Origin of the sequence: Corynebacterium yonathiae (assembly GCF_027570195.1) — a bacterium.
In the GTDB taxonomy this organism is placed as follows: domain Bacteria; phylum Actinomycetota; class Actinomycetes; order Mycobacteriales; family Mycobacteriaceae; genus Corynebacterium; species Corynebacterium yonathiae.
This window is the reverse complement of the sequence record NZ_JAKMUZ010000038.1, coordinates 1-1795: the sequence shown is the minus strand read 5'-3', so window position 1 is coordinate 1795 and position 1795 is coordinate 1. Positions and strand designations below refer to the sequence as shown.

Genomic DNA, 1795 nt, shown 5'->3' with positions numbered 1-1795 from the left:
CGGTTTATCGGACTGGTAATGAGCTTGGTTTGTGGAAGCGCAATCCGCATGCTCGCGAAGATGTGTAACTACGCGCCGGTGTGGTTATATGCAGCTGCGTGAATGTTTAGGTCGAAAGATGCAGCTTTAGCTTGTGGTATTCATCCGCGTGATGTTGCTGATATGGACCAGAAGTTATTAAAATTTCCACTGGGCATGTGCCTTTGTCCCGGCAAGCCCGGACTTGGCGCTGTATAACAGGCTTATGTAAGTAATTCCGTGTCTCGGTGGCCGCCAAGCGGTCCCTGGCCCGGCTATTCCACAAGAGCGTATTGATAGGCGTATTTCTTCGCGCTACCTGTAGGTAGAAGGCGTGAGCTCATCTTTGATCTTGACCGGCAGGGTAAAAGCGTGTGTGAGACAGCTTGGCGTTTTCAGTACTCTGCAAGCACTATCAGCAAGAAGCTTTAACGTAACCGGGACGAGTTTGGGGTGTATCTTCCCACGTATGCGCACCGTAAATCGGCGTCGAGTATGTTTACGCCGGAAGCGCAAGATTGATGCCAATTCACGTTTGCGTGAGACGGTCTGGGCGATGGTGAAAGATAGGTACTTGCCGCAGCAGATGTGCGGGTGGTTGCGTAGTTGCTATCCCGGTGATGAGGCTACGTACGTGTGTCCTGAAAGGATTTATCAACCTTTATTTTCCCAGGCTAAATACGAGTCGAAAAAGAAGTCGCTGCTGCACTACGTCGCGATCACTCGCAACGTCGACCTCGTGGCACGCGAAGCGCGCCCGCAAGCGGTATGTCTATCCTACGGTCATGATTTCCGACTAGGCGGTACTACGTCATTGTGTAGCTGATCTTAGCCTAGGTGTTGATAACCAGTCTGCAAATGGGCGCTCAAGTAGAGCGAACCATACGCTATGTAGTGCCTCCGAAGTAAACAAAGCGTTTACTAAAACAATTGCTATCTTGAGTTCAGAAGATTGTTGCACCACCTTGACGTAGGACAGAGTTATTGTAGCTTGGGTTAGCTCGTTCCCTTCGATGTCTGAGTCGGATGATAGCGGTCTGAAGGAGGTTAGAAAGAGAAACTTGCGGTATATGTGGACGCTAGATCTCGTCACATACTCTTATATCTCTGTGTAGGCCGTTGGCATATAAGTAGGATCTTAACGGGGAGCGATGCTCGTGACGTGCAGTGCATGGTAGGTATGCAGTAGCCGCGGTGTAGGTGGCGCCAATGCAGACTTGGTAAAGGATGTGGTCTGCATCTGGTGGGGTGTAGGCCAGCACATGGGGTCAAATAAAAATATCCCTACGGAAAGTGTGTCGCAAGGGAAACCCTTGTTGTCTAAAGGGCCCTCCACTGATTTTTGTAGAGAGCGGTCGCTCAGTTGGAGAGTGTCTGATGGTTTGTGTGTGGGTACCTAACCTGCACAAGGAGATGGACCAGAATGACTACTGTGGCGAGACGAGATCCGGCTGATAAGGCCAAGATTGATGCGATTGAACAGAAGCTTCTTGCTAACCCTGGAATCGCAAAACTAATTGACGACCTAGGCACGTCAACAACGGATGCCAATGACCTGGTTCGAGGTATGCTGCAAGCCTCGATTACTAGGGGTTTGAATGCTGAAATGGATGCCCACCTAGGCTACGAGTCTGGCGACAGGAACGGCAAAGCTGCTGCTGGGACAGATAATTACCGCAACGGGTCGTATCCAAAGACCGTGGATTCTAACTACGGGCCAGTTACCGTTGATGTGCCGAGAGATCGGGCGGGAACATTCTTGCCGACTATGGTTCCG

At 50.7% G+C, this 1795-nt stretch carries 1 protein-coding gene; it reads left to right on the top strand.

The features are described from left to right. Positions 1 to 1441: 1441 nt before the first annotated feature. A partial coding sequence (locus L8V22_RS11545; RefSeq protein ID WP_269966562.1) for a transposase occupies positions 1442 to 1795 on the top strand: 354 nt, incomplete at its 3' end.